At 35.0% G+C, this 16,335-nt stretch carries 31 protein-coding genes; 19 read left to right on the top strand and 12 right to left on the bottom strand.

All coding sequences use genetic code 11. The annotated features are described in order from the left end of the window. Positions 1-108: 108 nt before the first annotated feature. The 11 genes from HFD15_RS10850 to HFD15_RS10900 form a co-directional block, all read right to left on the bottom strand. A complete protein-coding gene (locus tag HFD15_RS10850) occupies positions 109-414 on the bottom strand; it encodes a bacteriocin immunity protein (protein ID WP_128267784.1) in 306 nt (101 codons plus the stop codon). A 44-nt stretch (positions 415-458) separates the two neighbouring features. Beyond that, a complete protein-coding gene (locus HFD15_RS10855) occupies positions 459-977 on the bottom strand; it encodes a hypothetical protein (RefSeq protein ID WP_167593649.1) in 519 nt (172 codons plus the stop codon). A gap of 120 nt (positions 978-1,097) precedes the next feature. Then, positions 1,098-1,262 carry a hypothetical protein gene (locus HFD15_RS14385; RefSeq protein WP_012898671.1) on the bottom strand — a complete coding sequence of 55 codons (165 nt, stop codon included), beginning with the start codon at positions 1,260-1,262 and terminating at the stop codon, positions 1,098-1,100. A 466-nt stretch (positions 1,263-1,728) separates the two neighbouring features. Continuing rightward, complete coding sequence (locus tag HFD15_RS10865; RefSeq protein WP_012898672.1) at positions 1,729-1,959, bottom strand: hypothetical protein; 231 nt, start codon at positions 1,957-1,959, stop codon at positions 1,729-1,731. 318 nt (positions 1,960-2,277) lie between these two features. Continuing rightward, the gene (locus HFD15_RS10870; RefSeq protein ID WP_012898673.1) at positions 2,278-2,472 is read right to left on the bottom strand and encodes a hypothetical protein; all 195 of its coding nucleotides are present in this window, start codon (positions 2,470-2,472) and stop codon (positions 2,278-2,280) included. Positions 2,473-3,357: 885 nt separating this feature from the next. Continuing rightward, positions 3,358-4,677, bottom strand: coding sequence for a DNA/RNA non-specific endonuclease (locus HFD15_RS10875; RefSeq protein WP_167593648.1), 1,320 nt, complete (start codon positions 4,675-4,677; stop codon positions 3,358-3,360). Between the two features lie 160 nt (positions 4,678-4,837). Beyond that, complete coding sequence (locus HFD15_RS10880; RefSeq protein ID WP_167593647.1) at positions 4,838-4,996, bottom strand: hypothetical protein; 159 nt, start codon at positions 4,994-4,996, stop codon at positions 4,838-4,840. 610 nt (positions 4,997-5,606) lie between these two features. Next, positions 5,607-5,789, bottom strand: coding sequence for a hypothetical protein (locus HFD15_RS10885; RefSeq protein WP_167593646.1), 183 nt, complete (start codon positions 5,787-5,789; stop codon positions 5,607-5,609). A gap of 247 nt (positions 5,790-6,036) precedes the next feature. Then, entirely contained in the window at positions 6,037-6,507 is a 471-nt protein-coding gene (locus tag HFD15_RS10890; protein ID WP_167593645.1) for a DUF4924 family protein, read from the bottom strand. Between the two features lie 11 nt (positions 6,508-6,518). Continuing rightward, a complete protein-coding gene (locus tag HFD15_RS10895) occupies positions 6,519-7,073 on the bottom strand; it encodes a hypothetical protein (protein WP_167593644.1) in 555 nt (184 codons plus the stop codon). A 9-nt stretch (positions 7,074-7,082) separates the two neighbouring features. Further along, positions 7,083-7,505 (bottom strand): helix-turn-helix domain-containing protein, encoded by a 423-nt coding sequence (locus HFD15_RS10900; protein ID WP_143459107.1) that lies wholly within the window; start codon positions 7,503-7,505, stop codon positions 7,083-7,085. Positions 7,506-7,630: 125 nt separating this feature from the next. On the opposite strand from HFD15_RS10900, the gene HFD15_RS10905 reads away from it, so the two are divergent. Both HFD15_RS10905 and HFD15_RS10910 read left to right on the top strand, forming a co-directional pair. Next, positions 7,631-7,846 carry a hypothetical protein gene (locus tag HFD15_RS10905; RefSeq protein WP_011834152.1) on the top strand — a complete coding sequence of 72 codons (216 nt, stop codon included), beginning with the start codon at positions 7,631-7,633 and terminating at the stop codon, positions 7,844-7,846. 33 nt (positions 7,847-7,879) lie between these two features. Beyond that, the gene (locus tag HFD15_RS10910) at positions 7,880-8,128 is read left to right on the top strand and encodes a hypothetical protein (RefSeq protein ID WP_167593643.1); all 249 of its coding nucleotides are present in this window, start codon (positions 7,880-7,882) and stop codon (positions 8,126-8,128) included. A gap of 74 nt (positions 8,129-8,202) precedes the next feature. On the opposite strand, the gene HFD15_RS10915 is transcribed toward HFD15_RS10910, so the two are convergent. Continuing rightward, positions 8,203-8,529 (bottom strand): hypothetical protein, encoded by a 327-nt coding sequence (locus HFD15_RS10915; protein WP_167593642.1) that lies wholly within the window; start codon positions 8,527-8,529, stop codon positions 8,203-8,205. A gap of 84 nt (positions 8,530-8,613) precedes the next feature. Between HFD15_RS10915 and HFD15_RS10920 the strand changes: the two genes are divergently transcribed. The 17 genes from HFD15_RS10920 to HFD15_RS11000 all read left to right on the top strand — a co-directional run bounded on the left by HFD15_RS10920 (position 8,614) and on the right by HFD15_RS11000 (position 16,324). Then, a complete protein-coding gene (locus HFD15_RS10920; RefSeq protein ID WP_063282780.1) occupies positions 8,614-8,799 on the top strand; it encodes a helix-turn-helix domain-containing protein in 186 nt (61 codons plus the stop codon). 116 nt (positions 8,800-8,915) lie between these two features. Beyond that, positions 8,916-9,110, top strand: a complete 195-nt coding sequence (locus HFD15_RS10925; RefSeq protein ID WP_032951169.1) for a DUF1655 domain-containing protein — start codon at positions 8,916-8,918, stop codon at positions 9,108-9,110. A gap of 3 nt (positions 9,111-9,113) precedes the next feature. After that, positions 9,114-9,263, top strand: a complete 150-nt coding sequence (locus HFD15_RS10930) for a hypothetical protein (protein ID WP_167593641.1) — start codon at positions 9,114-9,116, stop codon at positions 9,261-9,263. Further along, on the top strand, positions 9,260-9,412 hold the full coding sequence (locus HFD15_RS10935) for a hypothetical protein (RefSeq protein WP_167593640.1): 153 nt from the start codon (positions 9,260-9,262) through the stop codon (positions 9,410-9,412). The genes HFD15_RS10930 and HFD15_RS10935 overlap by 4 nt, the downstream gene beginning before the upstream one ends. Continuing rightward, entirely contained in the window at positions 9,409-9,612 is a 204-nt protein-coding gene (locus HFD15_RS10940) for a hypothetical protein (RefSeq protein ID WP_167593639.1), read from the top strand. Before HFD15_RS10935 ends, HFD15_RS10940 begins: the two co-directional genes overlap by 4 nt. Further along, positions 9,605-9,841, top strand: a complete 237-nt coding sequence (locus HFD15_RS10945) for a hypothetical protein (protein ID WP_167593638.1) — start codon at positions 9,605-9,607, stop codon at positions 9,839-9,841. Before HFD15_RS10940 ends, HFD15_RS10945 begins: the two co-directional genes overlap by 8 nt. Beyond that, the gene (locus HFD15_RS10950; RefSeq protein ID WP_167593637.1) at positions 9,834-10,115 is read left to right on the top strand and encodes a hypothetical protein; all 282 of its coding nucleotides are present in this window, start codon (positions 9,834-9,836) and stop codon (positions 10,113-10,115) included. The genes HFD15_RS10945 and HFD15_RS10950 overlap by 8 nt, the downstream gene beginning before the upstream one ends. Positions 10,116-10,152: 37 nt before the next feature. Continuing rightward, complete coding sequence (locus HFD15_RS10955) at positions 10,153-10,392, top strand: hypothetical protein (RefSeq protein WP_167593652.1); 240 nt, start codon at positions 10,153-10,155, stop codon at positions 10,390-10,392. Beyond that, entirely contained in the window at positions 10,389-10,643 is a 255-nt protein-coding gene (locus tag HFD15_RS10960) for a hypothetical protein (RefSeq protein WP_167593636.1), read from the top strand. Before HFD15_RS10955 ends, HFD15_RS10960 begins: the two co-directional genes overlap by 4 nt. Beyond that, on the top strand, positions 10,640-10,834 hold the full coding sequence (locus HFD15_RS10965) for a hypothetical protein (protein WP_167593635.1): 195 nt from the start codon (positions 10,640-10,642) through the stop codon (positions 10,832-10,834). Before HFD15_RS10960 ends, HFD15_RS10965 begins: the two co-directional genes overlap by 4 nt. Further along, the gene (locus HFD15_RS10970) at positions 10,821-11,150 is read left to right on the top strand and encodes a hypothetical protein (RefSeq protein WP_167593634.1); all 330 of its coding nucleotides are present in this window, start codon (positions 10,821-10,823) and stop codon (positions 11,148-11,150) included. Before HFD15_RS10965 ends, HFD15_RS10970 begins: the two co-directional genes overlap by 14 nt. Before the next feature lie 108 nt (positions 11,151-11,258). Beyond that, on the top strand, positions 11,259-12,932 hold the full coding sequence (locus HFD15_RS10975) for a hypothetical protein (protein ID WP_167593633.1): 1,674 nt from the start codon (positions 11,259-11,261) through the stop codon (positions 12,930-12,932). A 480-nt stretch (positions 12,933-13,412) separates the two neighbouring features. Further along, positions 13,413-13,994 carry a hypothetical protein gene (locus tag HFD15_RS10980; protein ID WP_167593632.1) on the top strand — a complete coding sequence of 194 codons (582 nt, stop codon included), beginning with the start codon at positions 13,413-13,415 and terminating at the stop codon, positions 13,992-13,994. Between the two features lie 126 nt (positions 13,995-14,120). Next, positions 14,121-14,564 carry a terminase small subunit gene (locus HFD15_RS10985; protein WP_167593631.1) on the top strand — a complete coding sequence of 148 codons (444 nt, stop codon included), beginning with the start codon at positions 14,121-14,123 and terminating at the stop codon, positions 14,562-14,564. Beyond that, complete coding sequence (locus HFD15_RS10990; protein WP_167593630.1) at positions 14,561-14,971, top strand: RinA family protein; 411 nt, start codon at positions 14,561-14,563, stop codon at positions 14,969-14,971. Before HFD15_RS10985 ends, HFD15_RS10990 begins: the two co-directional genes overlap by 4 nt. 25 nt (positions 14,972-14,996) lie before the next feature. Further along, positions 14,997-15,320, top strand: coding sequence for a sigma-70 family RNA polymerase sigma factor (locus HFD15_RS10995; protein WP_167593629.1), 324 nt, complete (start codon positions 14,997-14,999; stop codon positions 15,318-15,320). A gap of 803 nt (positions 15,321-16,123) precedes the next feature. Continuing rightward, on the top strand, positions 16,124-16,324 hold the full coding sequence (locus HFD15_RS11000; RefSeq protein WP_003131983.1) for a hypothetical protein: 201 nt from the start codon (positions 16,124-16,126) through the stop codon (positions 16,322-16,324). The last annotated feature ends 11 nt before the right edge of the window (positions 16,325-16,335 follow it).

The following is a 16,335-nucleotide window of genomic DNA, read 5'->3' on the forward strand; positions in this document are numbered from 1 at the left end:
CGGTAACAAGAGTAACAAAGTATTATAAAGCTATATAAATAAAGGGTTTATGCTGTTACCTTTCTCTATATTAAGAGTAACAGTAAGGTATCAAGGGTAACAAGATAATTAGAGAGGAATCCCTAAACTAGAGCCAGTACCTGGAAATGCTGGTAGAATCTCTGCAAGAGTTTTGGGCAATGTACTATAAAACTCACTTACACTTGGGGAGAGGTTACTATTTATGGCATCCAACGTAAAATTTGTCTGCATACGCCTGATGACATTGGGGATATACTCTCCTTTTTCTATTAGATTCTTAGCTTTAGTCAGCACTCTACGTTCTTCTTCTGTTATACTTTCACTCAGTATAAGATCATAAAGTTCATTTAAAAATTGAGTCTTAATCCGCGAAGATTTTTCATTTTCTACCATATTATGCTCCTATCGTATTTTAATAGTCTTTACTATGGTTTTATTTATTCCGTTTTAGAATGATGTAACCCTTGTGCTAAAGCCTCACCTTCAGTCATCGAAATAACAGGACTTTTTGGTATAGGATGAATTGCAGTTTGGCTGTACCAGTAAACATTAGTTGTCCCATTATTAACAACATAAACCGTTCTGCTATTTGGATCGCTCGCTGTGGTAGTCTCAGTATCTTGAGAGTTTCGTTCAAGAGCTATAGCTGCTTCTTGAGAGGATGAGGCCAACGCATTTGATTTAGAAATACTATCAGCCACACTAGCTGAACTTTCAGCAATTGATTTAGATTCTGACTCACTTTTAGCAATTGATATTGATGCAGATTGTCTCTCTATACTCTCTGACTCTGAAATAGAGTAACTTTTACTGAGAGATTTTGATTCTGATTGTAATGAAACTGATTCTTTAAAAGATTTGTCACTACTTGAGTTATCCTTTGTGGGTGATGTGGAACAAGCAGATAAAGAAACAACTGCTAATATAGTAATCATACACAACCAAATTTTTTTCATAATTACCTCCTATCAGCTTTTAACGTGATTCAGGTTTGCACGTATTGGGGTTAAGTAAAAAAGATTGAATAATTTACTTATGGAATTTGTGGAAAAAGTGGAATTTGTTATAAACGACTATTATTTTAATGAGTCCGCAAGCGTTAGAGTTTTTCTATCAACTACTCTTATATCTTCATTTTCTAGCCGTACAATATAGCAATTGGTCAAACTCGTTGATTCGTCGCCAGTAACAATTGTGGCAGTCTGTCCGTCTGATAGTTTGATAACGTCGTCTTTTTTCATGGTGTAAATTCTTTCTATTTTTATAGTGGATATAAACCACTTTGATTATATTGAGGAGTTTGAATACTCCGTCACGGATGATATGAATTAAAAAATATATTCATACCTTTGGTTTTCACAGATATGAACTTCCGTAAATTTCCGATAGTTGAGGTAAAGTGAAAAGTTACTTGTCCTAATTAGATTGTGGCTATAGTCGTAAAATGCGACCTCAGGTAGTTTAACAAAAAAATTGTAATAACTATGTCTCTATTTCTTAATTTGAAAACCAATACAAAAAGGTGTAAGATGAAAGTATAATGATTTTGAGATGTCATTACTTTCAAGTATAAAGTTACTCTTTGGAGTGACTTTTTGTTTAGTTTAAGATTTATTAGCTATACTCTATTTATTCCAAAAATAAACTTTTCATGAAGTTTTGCATTAAGCGTCCTATTTCAAACTAGGGCGCTTTTTTTATTTTACATTAGTCAAACTTATGAATTTCATTTTTTCTTGGTTCGACATAAAAATGATGAATATTACCCCCACCCGTCCCTTCATCAGAAAGAGATTTTACTATTTCACGCCCTAATATTTCTCCTCTAAGCAATTCTTTCGTAATCCGCCCGATATGGAGTAGATGATTCTTTTTGATTTCACTAATGTCTACCCAATCGTTATCGGGAAGGTTTTTAATTGCTTCATAGAGCTTCATTATGATGTCTCCTTAGAATATATATTTAGTATTTCACTTTTAATAAGATTATTATAGAATTTTTGAACCTTAGCATTTCTAAGCATTGGTTTATCTCATAAGATGACAAAAATTAACAAATACAGCTTTTTTATACTGTTTTTGTCTGTCATCTTTTGCGTTACCAGTACTAAATAATACTAAAGGTTTGTGCTTATAGTGAATTGCTACAACCCTTTTAACGCAGGCGATTTTTCCTTGGTTACTTTTTGAACCTTTAGGGCTATGTTAACAAATGTTAAGGTTCACAGCTATATAGACTTTAGCACTATTAAAGTTCTAATCTATTGCTTTTTTCATTTCATGAATAACTCTTCTTAATTTTGGTAAAGGCAATTCCATCAGGTCAGCAAACTGTTCTTGTGGTAGTCTGTAGTGTTCTCCAAGCATTCTCTCATACCCAGCTATAATTACAGCCTTTTCCATTTTTTCATCTAGGTGATCAATATTCTTTAAGTAGTCCGATAGTTTCATGTTGCTAGACCTTTCCTTGACTGGTTATATTTGCAAATATTCATTTAGAGAAATGCAAAGTTCACCACTATATATTATGTAACTTATTCCGATTATGTTATAATATTAGTGAGAGCTAATGACTCTCTGGGGTCCATAAGTGTTTGGACGGAGCGCCTATAAAGGCGCTTTTTTTATTTTCTAAATTAAATCCAGTTGTTTAATTTTATGCAATATCTTCATTATTGCTGACCTCGGCAAAATTGGCTGTTATGCGTTTAGAGTAGTTTAGAGTAGTTTAGAGTAGATTAGAGCGAACCTATAGAGATTTGTACAAAAATGTTCATATCCTATTATTGGTTTCAGAAAAAAGTGATGGCAATAACTAGCAATGTTCTGACAAGGTTAATCACAAAAATGTGAGCAAGTATCCTGACATTTCTGGCGCCCTAAAAAGGGTGTAACGAATCGTTACTACCTAGCAAGTCGTGAATCACGACCCCTTTATTAACAAGAACGAAATTTCCGTTTTTGCCACTTGTGGCAGAAAGCTATACCGACATCACGTAGGGTATGAACAACATACAAAATTTACATGTAGTTATTCCCCATATAAATGGGGAAGCCGTCAACCATTCCGCAACCAAACGACAACCACAAAAACACTTGTTTAATTGTTGGCAAATGTTGGCAGAAATTGACTTGGTACGTCATTTTATTTTTTATGATTTAAAAAAGAAAGTACTCTATGGCGGTATAGATTAGATATAGCACAACTACAAACAACAATAATACTCCAACCGTAGAGATATGTTTTTTATTTTTCATAAATTACTCCTTACCAGTTTTTAGTGACTGGAAACACATAGACTTACGAATTCACGCGCCCTGGCGCTTTTTATTTTTCTATGGTCTAGCATATTGATTCCCTCTTTGCGCTGGTTGCGCGATATTAGAGGCTTCTGCTTGTGACATATATTGGTAATTACTAGGATTAGTTACTGAAGAGTAATACTTGTTGCTTTCAGAAACAAACACCATACCAGGAGCTGCGATAGACCACCCGCCCTCAGTTGTATAGGAGTTATCATTAGCTACTGTTTGAGATGAAGGCTCTGTAACTACTGGGGCTTGTTCTACTGCTTGCGATGAACTTACTTTAGGCGCTTCTGACTGTACTGGTTGAGTTGTTGAAGAGATCGGAGTTCCTGAGGCATAGTCAATTTCTAAGCCCTCTGCGCTATTAATAACAACTACCTCAGTATTTAGAGTATTATCTGAAGACTTGATGTCTACAATTGAGCCACGAGGTATAGTTTCATTGGCATTATAGACAGGGGTAGTTTGATAATTTATAGTTGCACTTGTATTTGGATTAGCCTTCCAAAAATCTTCTGCTAATTCTTCCGCATACCTCATTCCTCCATTTTGATTTGCTCCAACGTTTTGACTACGCGTACCAGTAGTGAAGTTATATTGTGAAGTATAAGAGCCTTCTCCTAAGAGACTGTCAGCAATTGAATGACTTCTATTGTATAAATAACCATGATAGGTTCTTCCTGTCAGTGAGAACGTGATTGCGATTTTTGGATTGCTTGATGGCCAAGCTGGAGGGTCTAAAGGTTGTCCTTGTCTCGAACCTTTTGAGGCTTCAAACTGTGAATATGTTAAAATCGCGCGTGCTACTCCTGAACGCCCTTTATCATCAGCATTAAAACTATACTCTCCTGCTTTCAAATTTTCAAAGCCCGAAAGTTTTGCTGAACCATTTTCCCAGTAATAATTACCAGTAGGACCTGCAGACTTGGCATTAGTGTACTCGTTTAATTTGTTTAAAATATCCGTTGTACTAGCTGCAGTAGAACTGCTTGAGGAACTAGCAACTACTTTTTTAGCTACTTTAGAACTGGAAGAACTCGTAGTACTCTTACTTATAGATTTCGCAGGCTTAGTGCTTGTGGATACTGAACTGCTAGAAAAACTAGAGGAATAGCTAGATATAGCTGTTTCAGTTTTATTATCAGAATTCGGCCCACTAAATGCTCCAGCATAAACTACAAATCCAAACAATGAAACTAACGCAAGTGGGACAACTCCGACTAACCAAACTTTTCGACCTGTCGTTCTATAATTTATAACTAAACGATAAATGCCATAAAGGCATAAGAAAGGAAACAGTAAAACAGCTAGAATCCAAAACCACCATTTTTTACTTTTATTTTTCATAAATTACTCCTTACCAGTTTTTAGTGACTGGAAACACATAGACTTACGAATTCACGCGCCTAGGCGCTTTTTATTTTGCGTTCCTAAAATTTAGGACTTGTTATATAGATTTGAACCTTAGCATTTCTTAGCATTGGTTTATCCGAAAAACAGTTATACCTTATTGATATACAACCGTAGCAAAATATCCCCAAATAGTTGGTCTGTATTGAATTTCTACTACTTCAAATCCATCGTGTTTCAAGTCATCTAAAAATTCATTGATATAATTCTCTAATCTTTTATCACTCCAACAAGAATGTAGCATTTTTACTTTCATTTCATCTCCTTTTCAACTGCTTTAAAGTATCAATCAGTCGTTGATACTAACAATTTTGCGCGTGCTTATAATTTTTTATAATGTAATGCCACATTTTGGCAAATTAGAATACAAATATAGCAAAGCATGATGCAATAATACCTACAATAATGAGCATTATATTTATTACCCTTGATGTAAACACTCTTTGGAAATAGAACAATGAGGCAAAAAATATAATATTATACATTAAAATAAAACCTAAGTCGACATTTAATAATAAGCATATTAGATTTACAGTAAGTAGTATTAAAAGTTTAGGTAATAACTCTTTTAGGTTTATATTCATGATCGATTACTCTCCAGTAGTATATTTTTTAATTGTTTTTGACTTTGCCAGCACTAAATAATACTAAAGGTTTGAGCTTATAGCGAATTGCTACAGCCCTTGTAACGCGGGCGATTTTCGCTTGGTTACTTTTTAAACCTTTAGAGCGATGTTAAGAAATGTTAAGGTTCACAGCTATATACTTAAAAAAATAATTTCAAGAATAGCAAGTATTATAAACATTATCGATAAGATAATCGCCATTATTCCTATATCTATTTTTTTCATGAGTTATCAACCCCTTTATCTTTGCATCAGTTTCATAAATGTATCATGGAATACCACAAAGAACCAAAGACCTCCGATAACAGAAATTATCAGGTTAAAGAGCCATATTTTAAACAGGACAATAACAATGTCCCAAAAGGCATATATTGTAAGTGCAATAAGAGCAAGAGCGATGATAGTTGCAAGGAATACAATCATTATTGACCTCTGCTCTCATTATTAGGCTTTAGAGTAAATTTGGTATCACAGTTATAACAATACCAATCATTTCCACCAAGTGTGTAATCAGGTTGAAGCCGTTTTATTTTAGCAAGCATAAAAGCATCAGTTGTTTTGCAATTAGGACACCTTGTTATATTGCTTATGTCTTGAAGTCTGTTTTTTTCCATAATCTATTAGTTACTTTGCTGTTTTTTGATAAGAATTAGCTTATCATTTATACCCCTTAATAGGACGTTTGTTGTACTTTTTTCATTTTTTCTAGTGAAACCAAAACAGGATTTTCTGCATTTCGATTATACCGTTCTAAAAGAGAAATGAATTGAGCAAATGAAATATCTTTAATACCATCTTTTGTTTTTTGGATATCAAGCGGTAAATACATTACCTCGTATTCTTTTCCATTGAGCTTTAAGGTAATGCCATAAACACCGTTCATCCTAATCTCAATATCATTTTTTGATTCAATAATCGCTTCTGAAATTAAAGGAGCATAAATAGATTGAAAAAACTTTCTTTTCTCTTCTAATGAGCTATTTGGGGAATAAGTAGCTTGGCTATTTCCTTGCGATAACCCCACAGAAATCAAATCATTATTTCTCATGCGTACAGTTGCAATTCCGTGGTCTGCTAGTTTCCTCTCAGCAGCTTTTAACTTTGCTTGTTGTACCATCTTTTTCATTTTGTCTTTTTTCATTGTATTTTCCTTTATCCAGCTAGTTCAAACCAGCACAGCTCATACAGCAACGCACGCGCCTCGTCATAAGCGTTGTGATGATAGCCGTAAAAGTCTAAGAAGTTGTATATATTTAACGTGTCGCGCGTGATAATGTCAAAACGGATGATGTAATCAATGGCGCACTCACGAAAGCTCTTTTTGCTCATATCACAGCACATTGATGTTATCAGTCGTTTAGTGGCTTCATAGTGGCAACCAGTTATCTGACAGAATCGTGTTATATCGTTAAAGCTTCCGCCATACTGTATAAACCAGTCCCAAAGCATGAGAATCGCTTCTTTGTTAGCTCTCTTTTCTGCAGGGCTTAACGTATCACATTCGCCTAGCCGTCTATCATCTTTATAATATGCGTGCATGTACTCGTGAGCGTGGTCAAAGGGTGTGGCAGTATTTGGATTATATCCACCAATACAAAGCCTTGTATCTATCCAAGCTCTTTGATTATCATATTCAAACGTTCTGTAATCTATACCTAAGTTCTCAATCTTGATTACTATAAGAGCGGTCAATTCTTCTTGATTCATTTAACGCCCTCATTTTTCACTATCTTTCAAGTCTTTAGCTTTTTGTTGCAATTCTTCCCAACGGTCAGCAAAAACTAACTTAATCATAGCTTTGTCTTTTTCGGTCAAAGGGCGACCACCAGCACTTAGAATACTATCAAAAATAGCGTCATCATCAGAGTTTGCAACCTCCGCCAAGTCTATCGGCTCAAATTGTCCATGAGCTATTGTATTCCTAACCTCCGCTCCGTACACAAGAGTATCTATATCTGTATCAAAAAGCTTTGCTAGGGCATGAACATCTTCCATTTTCGGGGAGTTATCTCCACTTATCCATCTTGAAATAGCAGATTCTGTCTTACCCATTTTATTTGCTAACTCTTTCATAGTCCAACCTTTTTCTTTTCTGAAATAGTCGACCATTTGAGGAAATTTAATATCTGTTTTTGTCATACCTTGATTATATCGCAATGTTTAACTACTTTCAAGAGAAAACTTGCAAAAAAGTAAAGTTATTACTTGCATAAAAATCAAGTTAATGTTAGAATGAAAAACATAAAAATCAGAAAGGAGATAAAATGAGTAAAACTTATAAACCACTTGATGAGATTTTAAAACAATCAGGGGTAAGATATGAGGCGATAGCGAAGAATATGGGAATCACATATAATGCTCTATATCGCATTAGATTAGCTCCGAATAAATTAACACTTGATAAGGTTAAAGAATTAGAAAGAGCAGCAAATTTAGAAGAAAATTCTATTTATGACTTGATGAAAAATTTTAACTATTAACTTGATTTTTTTGCAAGTTAAGGATAGCTAACCATGAACAAACTAGACACCGCAATCATGCAAAGCAATCAGTCGAAGCCATACTATCACAAAATCATTCTTGATTTACTCGTACAGCTTACGACAAACGGAAAATATCGTAGTCTAACGAGCTTTAAACAGTCAGGCGACAAATTAACCGCAGAACAAAAAGAAACGCTCAGGCGCTATACTGACAGCATTATATTACTGTTAGAGATAGGCATGGCGTTTCATGAAATTAAACAATTTTTAGTAAATTAAAAAGCCGATTAGGCTAGGATATGGAAAGATGAGAAAAGATAAAAAAGAGCTATGGATAGTAATCTTACTTAGCTTTACAGCCAGTTTTCTAGTAAATATTTTGTTAACCATATTAGAACAGTGGTTGCCATAGACACCCAAATAGGAGTAAAATATTTTTCTCTTATTTGTTCACGGTAAATATCTTTATATCTTAAACCTGTACTAGTTGGAGCAATAATATTTTGTGGATTTATGTGTTCCCCTAAGTCAGGATCATATTTATCGCTTGTAAAGTAAACTTTTGCTAACTTGTTTTCAATTAAAACCTGATGCGATAAATTATCTTGTTCATAATTTAGTTTTTTGGCTTTTACTAGTTTATACAAATACTTTCTATCTTTGCCACTAAGTTCAATCATTTAGTATAGAACTCCTAATATATTTATTTAAGTCAAAAACTATTATACACGCAGTTTACCACTAAAACAAGAGAGGTCATCACAATGTGGGACAAAATCAAAAAAGAATTAGACAAACAAGGCATAACCGAGTATCGGCTTGCCAAAATGACAGGCATAAGCCCCCAGCAGTTACACCAAATCAAAAAACGCAATACAAAAAATCCTAAATGGCTCACAGTCGTTAAGATTGCGGAGGCATTAGGAGTTAGTTTAGATGAATTTAAATAATCGTACAAAAAAAGCTTGACCCGACCAAGAGACAGCTTTTTATCAAATTAGAGTAGCAAACGCAATATCACGCGCTTTCTTACTCTAATTATATCAAATTGGAGAATGAAAACAAAATGAATAATACAGCAAACAAAGAAACTTATATCCTTGACGATTCAATAGCCTTTGAACTCATGGACTTATTAAAAGCCAAAGCGCGCCACTTTATCCAACTTAATGAGTATGTCTACCGCTTGTTTGACGGTCAATCAGTAGTTACTTTCACAACGTTGGAAAATAACATTCAAGTAGAAATGGTTAAGGGGTAAAGCATGAAATTTAAAAGATTTAAACGTGTTTATATCGCTCATGATAAGACAGCTAAGCCAGTTATTGGCATGACTACTGACAGGACGTTATTTATAAATATCCCTTATGAATTTACAGGTAAGCGACATCTAGTTAGAGGGGGCAAAGTATGAAATTTATAAAAATGGACGTTATAAGCACAAAAATACTACCTATTTGGTTGGTTAAATCTAGTCGTGCTGAAGTAAGAAAAATATTAATTGTCAATGAATCTAAAGCGCCAAAGCGACAGTTACAACTTAAACGAGGAGATAAAGCATGAAAATTAATACTATATCAGATTTAAAAGCGCTTGTAACTTCTCTTGAACGTTATGACGATAATACACCGCTAGCAATTAGTATCAACGGACAAGCTGAATGTTTTGCGGTTACTCCTTTACCTTTTTCTAAAGTTTTCGGACAGAAACAACCTGATTTAGTAAGTTTACAGATTTTTAAAAAAGGAGAAAAAAATGATTGAAGATATTAATTTAAAAAATGCTGAGGTTTCAGCAATCCTAACAATGGTTTTTGATGAAGTACAAAGAATTTACGAACTCGAAAAAGAAGGTAGGGAATACGAATTGGATAGATTGAAAGATACTTTAATGACATCGTTTTTTATGATGAGTGAACGAGTGGAAGACATCAATGAAATAGCTAGTTTGATTATGAAAAAAGAGAAGCCAAAGGGGGCAGGAAGTGAATGACGATAATTTAACAAGCCTTGTGGCGCGTGGTTTAGTTGATAAAGTCATCAGCCTATTTAATAAGTATCTTGGTACACAGCTCAAAATCAGAAATGAAAAGCGAGTATTACCTTATATCTCTAAAAAGCGTGTTATGGAAGACTTAGATATATCAGACGGCACACTTGATAATTGGGAAAAGCACGGCTTGAACCGCTACAAACCAAGATACAAAACCACACTTATTTACTATTTGATTGATGATATATGCAAATTCATCATCATAGATACTTAGCAACTTGTCAGGCAAGGCAAAAAAGGATTATAAGAAAATGCAAAATATTGTTAAAATTTGCCCTTATGTGGCTGGAATTGATAGCGTAGGCATGCAAAACTTAAAAGCCTATCATTCAGAGCTGACAGACAAGCAGATTGAAAAATTAGACCCGTTAAACGCCAATACAGGCACCGTTGATTATTCTTTTAAAGTTCGTAAATATAAGCATGGTGTCCGATTTGAGGGCGAAAAAGAGGGCGGAGAAATCAGCTTATTTGATGAGGTAGCGAGATGATTGAACACCACCAAGGCTACACGGCTATAAAACGGCAAGGACGGAATAGTTTTAGACCGATAGGAAAACACCCATTTAAGATAATTTACAATGCACAAGCGGTTAAATATGACTTAATACAGCAGTTTGAGGTAAGTACAGGCATAATCTTACCCAGCGGAGTGAAAAGCAACTTATGCACGCAAACAGTACCGAATTTAGGTAAGCAACTGGCTGTCATGAAATTACAGATAAAGGAAAATAAAAAATGAAAATTACAATTGATGTCCTTGAAAATGAAAGCAACAAGGACAACCTAGAGTATCTTATCAGCGATACAAGCAGCGAAGCTATTACTATATTAATGTTTGCTTTGATTGGCGAAGCTAGACAGAGAGCAAGCTATGAGCAATTTTTAGAAACCATTACTAGAATTTGGGGGTATCTCAATGAAGATAACTGACTTACAGAAAATAGACCAAAACATTATTAAATTTCTTTCTGAACATAGAGGAATTGACCGAGCTGTCAAAGGCAAGATTTTAGCACAAGCGCTTGATATTGATTTTAGAACTTTACAGAGTAGAATTGAATACCTCCATAAGCAAGGTTGCGCCATTGGTTCGATTGATAACGGCTATTTTATTCCAACTAACGAAGACGAGCGCAGAGCCGGAATTATCAAGAAACAACGCACAGGTATAGCGATTAATAATGCAGTCAACGGCTACACCCTTGCAGAACTTGATTGGATTGACCAACTTTTTAAGGAGGACTAACAAAGTGAATTGTTATTTATGTGGTAAACCTCTAAAAGAAAATGAGATTATCCCCTATCAAGAACGGCAGATTTGTGATGAATGCGAGTATCGTTTGGAGGTTGACTATTGACAGAATTAGAAGCACAACGCAAAGCGTGGGAACGATTAGAAAATAATCATAAGCGCGTGCTGGCGTTACCGTGGGAAGAGTTCGACCATATTGACAGTGCCAAAATACCAAGAGCACTTGATTTTATACATGTTTTACACCGTGATGAATTTGAATATCCTTATCTGTCAGTTAAAACAGCCGAGGGAAAAATCAGAATTAAACGCCCTACCTTTCATATTAATAATGGACTGAACCATTTCTCACTCTTTTATGGCAGAATAAAAGCAAATAAAGATGAAACAGAGACATCAATCTCAGAAGAATCAAACGTACCGAGATATATTCATGCCATTATGGATTATCTTGCAGGAACAATCGCCATTTATAAAGAATGTTTCTATTTGATTAATGATGAAGAACTGATTCTACTCTCACAAATGAAACTATCAGAACGTTATCGACTATCAAACCGTAGTACCTTTGATGTTGGAGCAGTTGAAGAAATATTGTTATTTATTCATGAACACTTACAGCTTGAACCCATAAAAGCCATAAAAACGGCGGTTATCGCTTGTAATGATTTTCAAATGGATTTACACACTAAAAACATCTTAGTTGATACCCTGCCGGATGAAAAAGAGTGCTATTTTAAACGTTATGAGTGTAATTATAATGATGTGATGAAGATTGTAAACACTTATGGCAGTTACTTAGATATGGTTATTGATGATAAAGATAGCTTACACAATGCGAGCTTACAGCCGATTTATACCATGTTAGTCGCTTGTCGTGAGGGAACCAAAGCAAAATTCTTTGTCAGTAAGTCCGCAGAGCGTACAGGCAAAGGACTAAGACACAAGGTTATTTCAGCCCCATTTATCACAAAAGACATTTTACTGGATAACTTGGGCGGTGGAGGTTTTGAAGCCTTAAACGCTTGGGCGCAGTTAGACGGTGGCGAGTTCTTACTAGCAACTGAACAGGGCGATATTACAGGTAAAGCTATGGAGCGCGCTTTAAAAGTCATTGCGACAGAGGACACCCACCAAGCACGACAAACAGGAGGAAATACAAATAATGTCAATCTCACAGGGGTGCTGTCAATTGATAGCAACGCCAAAATCTTACTCGATGAGGGAATGAACTCACGCGCAGTCAATATCGCTTTTCGGAATCGCCCAGCACAAGAAAGTGATAACGAACGTGAACAGATTTTTTCTGAATACTGGGAGGCGTTTACCATACAAACGGCAACTAGTACCAGCAGAACAGCTAAAATAAGCGCAGGCGTTGCTAGTTTGGTGCATAGCTTTTTATATTGGAAGTCCGAAAAATTCAAGTTTAATTTCAAGATTGTAGAAATGAATAATTTACTTGATAACAGTATGCTTGATGAAGTTCAGGAGCGCATACTTGAGATTTACACGCAAGGCAACCCTATCATCTATTTCGAGCATTTCCCTGATATTGTTCCACTCATGAAAGAAACTTACACAGGAGCAGGCAGACAAGCCAAAAGAAATAAAGCGCTGGAGTTTATAGGTTTTAAACAAGTCAATAAAAAAGTGATGAAGCAAGACGGTTCAGGATATACCAGCAAACAGGCTTTCGTCATTAGGAATAAAAAAAGACTACAACAAATCTCAACATCTTACCTAGAAAACATGATAAAAGATAACCAATTATAGACAAAACTATATTCTGAATATAGTTTGGATATAGATTTATGATAGCTACAAACCCCATTAATAAGGGAAAGAATATAGATAATATAGATAATATAGATTTATATAGGGGTATATTATTTTTACAAAATATTAAGGGTTATAAAACTATACCAATTATTAAGTGGAAACATTAAATATATTGGGGGTGGGCAAAAACTATATTATTTATATTATCTATATTCTTTTAAGGAATTATAAGGGTTTGTAGCCTGTATGAAATCTATATTCTTTGAGGTAAAAACAGTATTCTTTTGCTTGTTTTTGATAAAATCACTAGAAAAAATCAAAAAGCGATATAAAACATACACCAATACTAACTATACCAATTATAAAAGGAATAAAAACATGAAAAAAGCACGCTGTCCGACAAATTGAAGTGTTGACAAATGTTGTCATAAAAAATACTATAAATTACTACATAGAAAAATCGGAGAAAATAAAATGAGCCAAAATACAAAAACAATCTTATCTAACCTTTTTACACTTACAAGTGAACTTACAGAACCAACTTCTAAACTTATCCATATTGAGGGAGCAAACGAAACGCCAGCCACTCAAAAAGACTTAGTGAAAGGATTGCATGAGAACCTCATCAACCTTACTGAAGTTTTGGGCTTATCTGTGGAAGAACTGACAGCACCGCAAGAGTATGAACCACAGGAAACAGTAAAATCAATTATTGAGGAAATGCAAGAACTGACCTTTGCACCTCAGGAAACCTCAGGCAATGACGTACAAGTATTTTCAAACTTACTGACTGATAATGTCGAGCGTTTAATCAAAGCGTTAGGATTGAATGACATGAGCCTATCAGCAGAGAGCGAGAATAAACCGCAAGAGCTGGCACTTAAAGCACAGCTCCAAGACTTGCACGCGCTAAATGATTCAATGTTCAAAGAGGATATCAACGAAGTCCCACGGTTCACAGACGGCACAGAAATCACAGCGAAAGATTTGGCGGATATGAATATCAGCGCGCTGGATAATATCGCGGAATTAATCGGCTTTGAGTTAGAAGAATAAACAAAAAGAGCCTAGTCAATGACTGGGCTTTTTTAACGTTATGTGGAAATAAAAAAACTTATAAAACTTGTCTTTTTACTTTGCTATAATCAATAAAGGACATATAAACAGAAACGAGGGGAAAAAATGACACCTAAACAGCGTAAATTTTGCGACGAATATATAAAAACAGGAAACGCCACCCAGTCGGCTATTAATGCAGGATATAGCCAAAAAACAGCGAAGTCGATAGGAGCCGAAAACCTGACTAAACCTGACTTAAAAAAATACATTGATAGTAAGTTAAAATCAATCTCAGACAATGCCATAGCAACCGCAGAGGAAACCTTGGGCATATTAACTAAGATAGTACGCGGAGAGCATACAGAGCAAGTGATAACAGCAGAGGGCGATGTCATAGACAAACACCCTGACACTAATCAAATCATTAGAGCAAGTTCTGAAATCTTAAAACGTTACCCACTTGTACAAGATATTAATATCAACGGAAACTTGAGCGTGAGCAATCCTTTTGAAAATCTAACAGAGGAAGAACTTAGAATCTTAGCAAGCAGAGAGCGGGAAGCGTGAAAGATAAAATAGATAAAATCATAGCCGATTATATTAACGGGCGCACACAAGCCAAAATAAAAGCAATTGAGAGCCGTTATTTATACAGGGTAAAACAGGACAATCTTGGAATAAGAACAGCTTATAAAGGCACAGCAGAGCCAGAGGGGAACACAATAGACAGGGAACGCATGGAAGAGGATAAAGAGCTGATAGGATTAAGGCGAATACTTGAACTTATAGGAGCTTTATACAATACTTTAACAGTATCAGAAAAAAGAATCATAGAGTTAAGATGTAAAGGGTATGACGGTTATACGTGGTATCGTGTCGCTATGGAGTTAGAGAGCGCAGGCATAGACATACCTATCAAGAGAGCGAAAAAAATATACTTTGCTTTCAAAGAAGATGTGGCGCGTGTTTTGTAGTGTTTTTGTTTGAAAGGATTATATTATGAATAAGCTAGAGTTTAATATAAGATTATATCTCACAGGTACAATGAAGTCATGGACAGATAGAATAGACAACACAGACCAACTCACACCACAACGCTTTATACTCAACGCAATGACAGAGCTGTTTGATTCATTGAGTGATGATGACCTAGAGTTAATAAGACTTAGATACATGGAACGCTTGAAACTATCAGAAGTTGCAAGCCGTTATCTGTTAAACGAACATACTATTAGAAACCACACGAACCCAACCATTAAGCAAGTGAAAGAGATTATAAAGAAAGCCACAGAACAAGCACAGCACGCGCGTGAGGTTGATTGAATATAAATTATTATTAGACAATAAAAAAACTCACAGCGATTAAACCGTGAGCTTCTGTGATTGATTTACATTATTAATCTATAATATTTTTGCGATAAGCTCCAATGATTAGATTATTTTTTAAACACCCTCCCCCCCATACTAATGTTAGGGAAAGCACACACATAGGTATCGTCTTGCGTGAAAACCCAATTTTGAAAATTTTTATATAGGGGGGTCAAAATCTTAAAACATTGATTTAATCACGTTTAAAGGCAAAAAAAGGGAAAATCACTTCCCTTTCTTGCCTTTTTTTACGTCGTTTTAGCACTAATAATCGTTGGTAGCGTGTCTCACAAATAAATTTAGCTGGTTTGCCTCATTTTTAGAGGATAACTTTTAGGGGTCAATTATCCACGATATCCTTATGGTTGAGCGATTCCATCCCAGAAAAAAAGTTTTCAAAATTGGTCTGTGATGTAAGAAAACAGTATGTGTGTGCTTTCCCTATGAAAAGATAGGGGCGGGGGTATTCATTTTTTAATAATTTTTTTACGCTTTTATACAAAAAGTCAGCAAAATTAAAAGCCGTATATCGTGGATATACAGCCCCTTGCCTGACAAAAATTTGTTCATTTTTTTAACGCTTTTTACTACGTTCGTGTTTTTTTACGCTTTTTACTACGTTTAAAAACATGTATATTTGGTTCTAATGGGTCGTGTTTTCATTGCATAATTGCATAAAACAGCCATTTTACCTTCTATTTGGTTCTAATGGGTTGCCGTGGTATACTAAAACTATAACAAAGAAAGGACTTTTTATTATGAAATTTAAATTTAAAGGAATCAATTATTACGAGGACTCAGAAAACAATTATGTCGGTGCCACAAACACTTGCTCAATCGTCAAAGAATTCGCTGATTTCCAAGCAGCTATTGACTATGTTGCTGAACACAAAGGATTCTTGATTGCCGAAGACGGAAAAACTGCCTTCAACGTTTTGACAATTACTGAAAACAACTAAAATATTTAAAT

It is taken from the genome of Lactococcus sp. EKM203L, from assembly GCF_011800585.1.
GTDB lineage: Bacteria > Bacillota > Bacilli > Lactobacillales > Streptococcaceae > Lactococcus > Lactococcus lactis.

Bases quoted from the DNA above. Each gene is read 5' to 3' on its own strand.
- HFD15_RS10960 (WP_167593636.1), top strand. From the start codon at position 10,389: ATGATTGAACACCACCAAGGCTACACGGCTATAAAACGGCAAGGACGG.
- HFD15_RS11000 (WP_003131983.1), top strand. From the start codon at position 16,124: ATGAAATTTAAATTTAAAGGAATCAATTATTACGAGGACTCAGAAAAC.
- HFD15_RS10875 (WP_167593648.1), bottom strand. From the start codon at position 4,677: ATGAAAAATAAAAGTAAAAAATGGTGGTTTTGGATTCTAGCTGTTTTA.
- HFD15_RS14385 (WP_012898671.1), bottom strand. From the start codon at position 1,262: ATGAAAAAAGACGACGTTATCAAACTATCAGACGGACAGACTGCCACA.
- HFD15_RS10955 (WP_167593652.1), top strand. From the start codon at position 10,153: ATGCAAAATATTGTTAAAATTTGCCCTTATGTGGCTGGAATTGATAGC.
- HFD15_RS10895 (WP_167593644.1), bottom strand. From the start codon at position 7,073: ATGAATCAAGAAGAATTGACCGCTCTTATAGTAATCAAGATTGAGAAC.
- HFD15_RS10930 (WP_167593641.1), top strand. From the start codon at position 9,114: ATGAAATTTAAAAGATTTAAACGTGTTTATATCGCTCATGATAAGACA.
- HFD15_RS10935 (WP_167593640.1), top strand. From the start codon at position 9,260: ATGAAATTTATAAAAATGGACGTTATAAGCACAAAAATACTACCTATT.
- HFD15_RS10865 (WP_012898672.1), bottom strand. From the start codon at position 1,959: ATGAAGCTCTATGAAGCAATTAAAAACCTTCCCGATAACGATTGGGTA.
- HFD15_RS10965 (WP_167593635.1), top strand. From the start codon at position 10,640: ATGAAAATTACAATTGATGTCCTTGAAAATGAAAGCAACAAGGACAAC.
- HFD15_RS10980 (WP_167593632.1), top strand. From the start codon at position 13,413: ATGAGCCAAAATACAAAAACAATCTTATCTAACCTTTTTACACTTACA.
- HFD15_RS10970 (WP_167593634.1), top strand. From the start codon at position 10,821: ATGAAGATAACTGACTTACAGAAAATAGACCAAAACATTATTAAATTT.
- HFD15_RS10920 (WP_063282780.1), top strand. From the start codon at position 8,614: ATGTGGGACAAAATCAAAAAAGAATTAGACAAACAAGGCATAACCGAG.
- HFD15_RS10900 (WP_143459107.1), bottom strand. From the start codon at position 7,505: ATGACAAAAACAGATATTAAATTTCCTCAAATGGTCGACTATTTCAGA.
- HFD15_RS10985 (WP_167593631.1), top strand. From the start codon at position 14,121: ATGACACCTAAACAGCGTAAATTTTGCGACGAATATATAAAAACAGGA.
- HFD15_RS10945 (WP_167593638.1), top strand. From the start codon at position 9,605: ATGATTGAAGATATTAATTTAAAAAATGCTGAGGTTTCAGCAATCCTA.
- HFD15_RS10925 (WP_032951169.1), top strand. From the start codon at position 8,916: ATGAATAATACAGCAAACAAAGAAACTTATATCCTTGACGATTCAATA.
- HFD15_RS10850 (WP_128267784.1), bottom strand. From the start codon at position 414: ATGGTAGAAAATGAAAAATCTTCGCGGATTAAGACTCAATTTTTAAAT.
- HFD15_RS10940 (WP_167593639.1), top strand. From the start codon at position 9,409: ATGAAAATTAATACTATATCAGATTTAAAAGCGCTTGTAACTTCTCTT.
- HFD15_RS10995 (WP_167593629.1), top strand. From the start codon at position 14,997: ATGAATAAGCTAGAGTTTAATATAAGATTATATCTCACAGGTACAATG.
- HFD15_RS10885 (WP_167593646.1), bottom strand. From the start codon at position 5,789: ATGATTGTATTCCTTGCAACTATCATCGCTCTTGCTCTTATTGCACTT.
- HFD15_RS10890 (WP_167593645.1), bottom strand. From the start codon at position 6,507: ATGAAAAAAGACAAAATGAAAAAGATGGTACAACAAGCAAAGTTAAAA.
- HFD15_RS10880 (WP_167593647.1), bottom strand. From the start codon at position 4,996: ATGAAAGTAAAAATGCTACATTCTTGTTGGAGTGATAAAAGATTAGAG.
- HFD15_RS10905 (WP_011834152.1), top strand. From the start codon at position 7,631: ATGAGTAAAACTTATAAACCACTTGATGAGATTTTAAAACAATCAGGG.
- HFD15_RS10915 (WP_167593642.1), bottom strand. From the start codon at position 8,529: ATGATTGAACTTAGTGGCAAAGATAGAAAGTATTTGTATAAACTAGTA.
- HFD15_RS10855 (WP_167593649.1), bottom strand. From the start codon at position 977: ATGAAAAAAATTTGGTTGTGTATGATTACTATATTAGCAGTTGTTTCT.
- HFD15_RS10870 (WP_012898673.1), bottom strand. From the start codon at position 2,472: ATGAAACTATCGGACTACTTAAAGAATATTGATCACCTAGATGAAAAA.
- HFD15_RS10910 (WP_167593643.1), top strand. From the start codon at position 7,880: ATGAACAAACTAGACACCGCAATCATGCAAAGCAATCAGTCGAAGCCA.